We start from the raw sequence: 7,037 nt of genomic DNA on the forward strand, positions 1-7,037 counted from the left end.
CTGCTACAGATCTTGCGCCACCACAGCGACGGTGACGGAGATCCGGGAGCAAAAGGTCAGGTTTGTCCACTGTGGGTCGGGGTGATCTTCGCGGGTCGGGGGCGTAGGCCGGAGGGATGAGGTATCCCGACGGAGGTGGGCTGTCCGAGCGAGGGCGGGTGAAGCGTGAGGCGGTGCGGCGGCAGGCGGCCGGGTGGTCCCGCGCAGGACGTGCCGGTTGCGGAGGTCGCCCGGCGGTTGCGGGTGTCGCAGACAGCGGTGTACGGCTGGCGGAAGCGGTGGCGTGCCGAAGGTGAGGCCGGGTTGGCGTCGAAAGGGCCGAGTGGTTCCCGCTGCCGCCTGGACGCCGGCCGGCTGCGGCGCCTGGCCGATGCCCTGGATGAGGGGCCAGCCGCGCACGGGTTCGGCGAGGACCAGCGGTGGACCCTGGCGCGGGTGTCGGATCTGATCGCTCGGATGTTCCGCACCCGGTACACGCTGCGCGGCACCTCGTATTTGCTGCATCGCATCGGCTGGTCGGTGCAGGTTCCGTCGCACCGGCCCGTCGAGCGTGACGAGGAGGCGGTCGCGACGTGGCGGCGGGAGGTGTGGCCGGCGGGAAAACGGTAGCGGCGCAGCGCGACGCGTGGATCCGCTTCGAGGACGAGGCCGGTCAGACGCTGCGCCCACCGAAGGCCCGCACCTGGGGCCGACGCGGCGAAACTCCGGTGATTCCGGTGTCAGGTAAGGGTTCTGGCCGGGTCTCGATCGCGAGGCTGGTCTGCGTGAAACCGGGCCGACGCAGCCGGTTGATCTACCGAACGATCACCCACCGCGGCCGCAAGAACGAACGACGCAGCTTCGCCGAAGCCGATGACATCGCCCTGCTCGACGCAGCCCACCAGCAGCTCGGCGGTCCGATCGTGCTCGTCTGGGACAACCTCAATACCCACATCAGCGCCGCGATGCGGCAGATGATCAACGGCCGGGACTGGCTACACGTGATTCGTCTGCCGGCCTACACCCCCGACCTCAACCCCACCGAGCAGGTGTGGTCACACCTCAAACGCAGCATCGGCAACCTCGCCGCCCGCGGCGTCGATCATCTCCAGGCGATCGTCAAGAACCGACTCAAACGCATCCAGTACCGGGCCGACCTGCTCGACAGCTTCCTCGCCCACACCGGCCTGACCCTCGAACCCGACTCAACCTAACCATTCAAGATCTGTATCACCGGAGACTGCGGCACATCCTGTGGATGGCCGCCTTCACCGCCGCCCGAGAATGCCCCACGTCGCGTGCCTACTACGATAAGAAACGCGCCGAAGGAAAGAACCACCGCCAAGCCGTACTCGCCCTCGCACGACGACGTGTCGATGTCCTCTGGGCCCTGATCCGCGACCGCAAAACCTTCAGCCGACCGGCAGTAGCCGTCCGCGCCGCAGCCTGAACCAGCACGTTCCCCGCCGACACGAACCCATCGCGCCGGCCAATCGACCCGGCCCATCAAGATCAACCGAAGTCACATAGAGACTCGACGCGTGGGAGCACGCCTACTACCTGCAGTACCGCAACGTACGCCCGGACTACGTCGACCGGCTGTGGAACCTCGTCGACTGGGCCGACGTGACCGCCCGCTTCGACGCCGCCCGCGCCACGAGCCCGAAGCTCTGACCGGCGTGACCGGTCCGGTTCCGGTCGCCGCCGACCTCGTGCAACGCGCCGCCGGGGTCATCGCCGCTCGCGACCGCGGTGATCTCGCCGGTGCGGAGGCGCTGCTGGCCTCGTTCGACACCGAACAGGCCCGCACCCTTGGCTTCTATTTGCTTGCCGACCTCGCTCTCGGCCTGGTCCGCGCCCAGACCGGTCAGTCATTGGACGACCTCGTCCGGGAACTCACCTTGCTCGTGGCGGCCACACCGCCGCCCCCGCCTGCCTGACCGGCGACAGCCCGCGCGCCGCCGGTGTTCGCCGGCTGATGACCTGCGGGCTTCCGCTTCCTGCCTCGTGTGCCGGCCTACTGCTCCCGCGAGTCGAGAGCTGGGTCATCCTTGACGGCTTTCTCCTCGCGGAACAGTTCACGGCGCCATTCGGCGAACCGGCTTCGGAGATCGTCCAGCGCTGGGCCGGTGACGCCGTACTGGGCGAAGTCGTCGGGGTCGAGCCGGGCGGCTTGTCCGAGGGCGTCGGCGAAGATGCGCGGGTCGAAGCCGCGGTCGGCGCGTTGGGCGAGGGTGAGGAGGGCGTCGCGGGTGTAGCGGCCGGATCGGAGCGTGGCGTCGATGTCGATGAAGTCCCGGGCGAACGCTCGTCCGTAGAGTGCGCTCATCTTGTTGGCGACCGCGTCGTCGGGGTGGAGTACGGGTCCGATCGCCATGAGGATCGGTTCGTTGGCACGCCAGTCCACGCCGAGTTCGACCTTGGAAACCCGCGCGCCATCGGTGACTGCGAGCCGGGCGAAGGTGTCGTACTGCCGCTCGGTCTCGACGGTGAGGCCGTCGTCTCGGTAGGCGTTTACGACGGCGGCGACCGCGGCGGTGAACTCGTCGCGGCGGTCCCACGCGGTGAACAGGTCGACGTCCTCGCTGGGCCGCTCGACAAGCCCGGCTGCCTGGACCGCGTAGCCGCCAGCCAGCGCGAAGCCGTATCGATCGGCCGCCGCGAGGCCGGTGCGGGCGAGGCGTTCGTGGAAGGGGTCCACCACTACGCCGCGTTGCTGCGGGTCGCGGCGAGTTCGGGGAAGGCGTCCTCCCAGCGTCGGCGGAGTTGGGATGGCAGCCACAGGGTGGGCCAGAGCCGCCGGAGGAGATCGGCGTCGAGCCAGGTGTGCAGATCCTCGACGGTGCTGGCCTCGGTGAGGACCACCTTGTACATGCTGGCCAGGCGGGCGGGCCGTTCAAGGTGGTATTCGGCGTGCCCGGACCAGTCGAGGTGACGCGGAAGCGTCACCGTGCCCTCGGTCGGGCCGTGCAGTGCGGCCAGGGTTTCGGCCACCACGTAGGGCTTCCGGTCACCGTAGGGCCGGTAGTCCGCCGGCGGCTGGGGTGATGTTCGGCGCCGGTTGAGGTTGGTTGCCCGTCGAACCTCTGGTCGGAGCGCCTGACGGATGGTCTCTCGGCTGTATCCGGTTACCCGCTGCAGATCCACCGGCCGCCAGCCGGCCGCGTGAAACGCCCGTAGCTGCTCGTCCCGCTCGGTCAACGCAGCCGCCCGCGTCGCCTCGTACCGGGAGACAACCGCGTGCAGTTCGTCCTCGGAGAACCGGCTCATACCTGTCAGCCTACTACGCTAGGCCAAGCATGCTTGGCTTCACTGTCATTCGGACGCGGGTCCTCACCGACGGCTGCCTTGATGGCCAGCAGTGGTTCCGGAGCGAGTCGTACCTCGTCGATGACCTGTCTACTCAACCAGCGCACGTTCGATCTGCGAGGAGGCGCTCTTTCGATCTGCGGCTACATCCGTGTTCGATACGCGGGCCTGCGGCGTTCGACCTACGGCATCCAGCAGGTTGCTCAACTCCTGCCAGCCGTTACCCGGCTCCGGTCACGCGCAGGTCGGCGATCAGCAGGTCGAGCAGCCGTTCCTCCATCACCGCGCGGCCGGTCCGCCGCATCGACTCGCCCAGCGGCTCGTCCCACGGTGTCCGGGTGGGCGTACCGATCAGTGCCGTGCCGGTGCCCGCCCTCGGCAGGTAGTCAGCCGCGGTCATCCGCCACGGCACCGCGCCCCGATACCGCTGGAGAGCCGCCGCAGTCAGTCGTACGCCGGTCCAGTCGAAGTCGTTGCGCCACCGGATCGCCGCTCCGTGAGCGGCGCCGAGCAGTGTGTGGACGGCGACCGACGGCACTCCTTCGGTGCAGATCAGCGGTGGGGCCTGGGCACCGAGCGTTGTGGTGGCCGCGCGCAGCACCGCGGGGTTCTCGCAGACGTACACCTCGTCGCAGTCCAGTGTGAGCGGTGCCAGGCGCAGTTGGTGCAGGGTCACCCGCATCGGCACACCCGCCTGCGCGGCCTCCGTCAGCCACCGCCCGACCAGCCCGCCGGTGGCCCGTACGTTGAGCACCAGCACCTGGCTGGCGAGGTCGTCCGGGACCAGACCAACCGATTCCCACAACGCCCGTTCCCGCTCGCCGTCGACCGGGAGCGCCGCATGCTGCCAGATGGCGACGGCACGGAGGACGAGCCCGCGCAGCGGCCCGTCGGTGAGGGCCTTTGTGTCGTCCAGCACCCGGTCGGCGAAGACCGGAATCGGTTCGTCGGCCGCGGGCAGCGCGTCCAGGACGCGGACCACATCCTCGAACGGCAGTCCGGCGCGGACGATGCGGGTCAGGGTGCCGTCGCGGCGCAGCCCGTCGAGCCACTCGGCGTACCAGGCGGTGCCGGCGTGCCGACCCTCATGGGCCGCGGCGAGGACGGCGTCGCGGGCCACCGCCTCGCGTTTGAGGTCGGACGGTCGGTTGCGCAGCGGGGCCGTCGTGGTGAGCACGTCGATCAGGCCGATTCCGTGCGCGGCGCGTAGGTGCTCGTCCAGGTCGCTCAGTCGGATGCTGAGGCGTGCCGCTGCGGCGGAGCGGTGGGTGCCGGTGATGCCGATGATCACGAGACGTTCGTCGCCGGTGGGGGTGGAAAGCGTCACGGTGGTGTCGAGCCGGCCACCGCTGCGTTCCAGGCTGCGCCGGGCGGCCACCAGCAATCTCCGCCAGCCGGGCTGCTCGACGAGATCCGCCGGACCGCCCGGCCGATCCCGCTCGGCCGGCACCAGCGACGGGTGTGCGGCGGCCCGATCCGACGGCCGTTCGCCGTGCCCGTCGGTCATTCGGTGAGGTCGAGCAGCACGCCGGCCCGCTCGGGTTCGTCGCGAACACCGAGGGCGCGGCGGGTCTCCGGGGAGCCCAGCGCACGGGCCAGGGTTCCGTCGAAGTCGGCGATGTTGGTCGTGCCGTCCCAGACCAGCAACACGGTCGACACGGCGTGTTCCACGGCGGAGTGCGACAGGTCGTAGTGTGCGGCGCCGCTGACCGCCGGGTGGGTGGCCCAGAGGTCGTAGCCGGTCATGAACAGGTCCAGGTCGAACTGTTTCGCCAAGGCCATCAGCTCACCCCGGCCGGTGTCGTCCACGCCGGCGAACGCCTCGTCGAGGCCGAGCAGCCGCGGTGCGTCAGGTCGGGCCGATCCGAAGAGCGCGTTGGCGGCGGCGAACAGCGGCAGGTGCAGCGAGACCGACTGTTCGCCGCCGGAGAGCTGGCTGTGTCGGGCCCGGGTCAGCGCCTCCGCGCCGCCGCCGGGCCGGTGCAGGGTGAACGCGAACGTCCGCCACTGCCGGTAGTCGAGGACGTCGCCGAGCAGTTCCCGGTAGGGCCGTTCGGGCGCGGCGGCCCGCGCCGTCTTGATCCGGGCGGCGAAGTGCCGGCGCATGGCGGTGAGCTGGGCCGGACCGAGCCGGGCCGGGTCGCGTTCGAGCAGTTTGCAGACTTCGCGTTGCTCAGCGTCGAGGTCGTCGGCGAGCCGCCAGCCGACGCCCACGGTGAGCCCCGAAGACATCCGGCGGGCCCGCATCTGGCCGTCCATCGCGGCCACCAGGTCGCGGGCCTCGATGGTGCGGTGGTGGATCTGCCGGGCGAGTTGCCCGAGCAGGGCGTCCTCCAGCACCCGCTGCTCGGAGTCGGTGAGCAATTGCTCCTGGTCGCGGCGCTCGCGGGCGATCCGCTCGGCGAAGTGGGCGACGGGAGTGAGGCCCTGCTCGTCTGCGACCCGGACCACGATCACCCCGTCGTCGGTGTCCCACTCGGGTCGGTGGTCGAGGCCGGCGGCGGGAAGTTGCGCCTGGAGCTCGGTAAGCGCGGTAGTGAGCCGGGTGGCGCTCTGCTTCAGCGACGTCTCGGTGGGGCTGAGCTCCCGAGTGGCGGCGAGAATCGCCTCGTGCAGGGCCGCCACCTGCGGATGTAGCTCGTCGTCCGGGTTCTGTGCCGGCCAGCGCAGGTCGGTGGGGCAGCGCAGCAGGCCCAGCAGGTCCGGCTGGGCGTACGGGCGCAGCCGCTGGGCGTCGTGCTGCGCCTCGGCGACGGCGGCGACCAGGGCCTGCTCGCCCAGCTCAACCCGGGTCAGCGCGGCGGCACGCCGCTCCCGGGCGGTGCCGAGTGCGGTACGGTCCCGCTCGACTGTCTGCTCCGCCTCGATGATCGCGTCGGCGGTCCGGGCCACGTCGGCCAGCACCCGTTCCGCGTCGGCGCCCACGCTGGCGCACAACGTCCGGTACGCCTCCGCCTTCTCCTGGTGCCGAGAGAAGGCCGCACGCGCCGTGTCCTGTGCGGCGGTGAACCGGTCGACTGCCTCGTCGCACCGTTGCCGGGCCTGCTCCTCCTGCTCAGCGGCGCGCGCGGCGACTGTCCGCGCGCCCTCCAGGCGTACCCCTCGCTTCTCGAAGCGGCTCACCGCTTCGGCGGTGTCGTCGAGCCGATCGACCGGCAGTGACCGCTCCGCCGTGCTCCGCCGCAGCGCGGCCGCGGCGGCGGCCCGCTCGGCCAGGGCCTGGTCGAGGCGGGCGGCGGCGGCCGCGCTGGCCTCCTGCCGGGCGCCCAGCGTCGCGACGGCCCGGTCCAGCTCGCGCAGCGCCGTGTGGACCGGTGCGGGTGCCGGCAGGTGCGTGGCGGCCGCATCCACCGCGGCCAGCAGCGCCTCGACGGACGCCCGGTCGCGGTCCACCGCGTCGAGGTCGGCGTCGATGATGATCAGCAGCCGCTCGCACTCGGTGACGCGGGCGGCGCGGCGGGTGGCCCGGGCGGTCGCGCCGATGTACTCGCAGGAGGCCTTGGCGAACCGTCCGGCGGCGATGCCCTGGGCGTACCGGCCGTCCACGCCGATGGTGACCGGCGCGGCGTCGGGCGTGGTCACGTCGGCAAGCGCCACCGAGGTGAGTACCTCGGTGATTCGCGCGGCGGGCACGGCGTCCTGTTCCTCGGGGGCCAGCACGTCGGTGAGGGTGGCCCCGGTGGGCCGCCGGTGCGGCGGCAGTGGCAGCAGGTAGCCGTCGAGGTCGTCGCCGGCCAGCGCGGCCGTCG

General features: G+C 71.2%; 7 protein-coding genes and 1 pseudogene. 4 read left to right on the forward strand and 4 right to left on the reverse strand.

What is annotated here, in order from left to right:
• Nucleotides 1-210 precede the first annotated feature (210 nt).
• From F8271_RS28780 to F8271_RS28800, 4 genes and pseudogenes are all read left to right on the forward strand, one after another.
• A complete protein-coding gene (locus tag F8271_RS28780) occupies nucleotides 211-609 on the forward strand; it encodes a winged helix-turn-helix domain-containing protein (RefSeq protein ID WP_151492981.1) in 399 nt (132 codons plus the stop codon).
• Nucleotides 573-1,193, forward strand: coding sequence for a transposase (locus tag F8271_RS28785; RefSeq protein WP_225854835.1), 621 nt, complete (start codon nucleotides 573-575; stop codon nucleotides 1,191-1,193). Before F8271_RS28780 ends, F8271_RS28785 begins: the two co-directional genes overlap by 37 nt.
• A gap of 331 nt (nucleotides 1,194-1,524) precedes the next feature.
• Nucleotides 1,525-1,653, forward strand: a pseudogene (locus F8271_RS28795) (Fe-Mn family superoxide dismutase); the annotation flags it as partial.
• Nucleotides 1,654-1,658: 5 nt separating this feature from the next.
• Nucleotides 1,659-1,919 carry a superoxide dismutase gene (locus tag F8271_RS28800; RefSeq protein ID WP_151492982.1) on the forward strand — a complete coding sequence of 87 codons (261 nt, stop codon included), beginning with the start codon at nucleotides 1,659-1,661 and terminating at the stop codon, nucleotides 1,917-1,919.
• 77 nt (nucleotides 1,920-1,996) lie between these two features.
• On the opposite strand, the gene F8271_RS28805 is transcribed toward F8271_RS28800, so the two are convergent.
• The 4 genes from F8271_RS28805 to F8271_RS28820 all read right to left on the reverse strand — a co-directional run.
• On the reverse strand, nucleotides 1,997-2,680 hold the full coding sequence (locus tag F8271_RS28805) for a nucleotidyl transferase AbiEii/AbiGii toxin family protein (protein ID WP_151492986.1): 684 nt from the start codon (nucleotides 2,678-2,680) through the stop codon (nucleotides 1,997-1,999).
• A gap of 2 nt (nucleotides 2,681-2,682) precedes the next feature.
• Nucleotides 2,683-3,249 (reverse strand): hypothetical protein, encoded by a 567-nt coding sequence (locus tag F8271_RS28810; protein WP_151492983.1) that lies wholly within the window; start codon nucleotides 3,247-3,249, stop codon nucleotides 2,683-2,685.
• A gap of 259 nt (nucleotides 3,250-3,508) precedes the next feature.
• Nucleotides 3,509-4,795: a TIGR02679 family protein gene (locus F8271_RS28815; protein WP_151492984.1), complete on the reverse strand. Its 1,287-nt coding sequence runs from the start codon at nucleotides 4,793-4,795 to the stop codon at nucleotides 3,509-3,511.
• Nucleotides 4,792-7,037: SbcC/MukB-like Walker B domain-containing protein (locus F8271_RS28820; RefSeq protein ID WP_305069498.1), on the reverse strand; the 2,246-nt coding region annotated here is incomplete at its 5' end. The genes F8271_RS28815 and F8271_RS28820, both read right to left, overlap by 4 nt.

The sequence above is a fragment of the Micromonospora sp. ALFpr18c genome (genome assembly GCF_008868155.1).
Lineage (GTDB): Bacteria > Actinomycetota > Actinomycetes > Mycobacteriales > Micromonosporaceae > Micromonospora.

Coding starts and splice junctions, on each gene's coding strand:
- F8271_RS28810 (WP_151492983.1), bottom strand. CDS start 3,249: ATGAGCCGGTTCTCCGAGGACGAACTGCACGCGGTTGTCTCCCGGTAC.
- F8271_RS28815 (WP_151492984.1), bottom strand. CDS start 4,795: ATGACCGACGGGCACGGCGAACGGCCGTCGGATCGGGCCGCCGCACAC.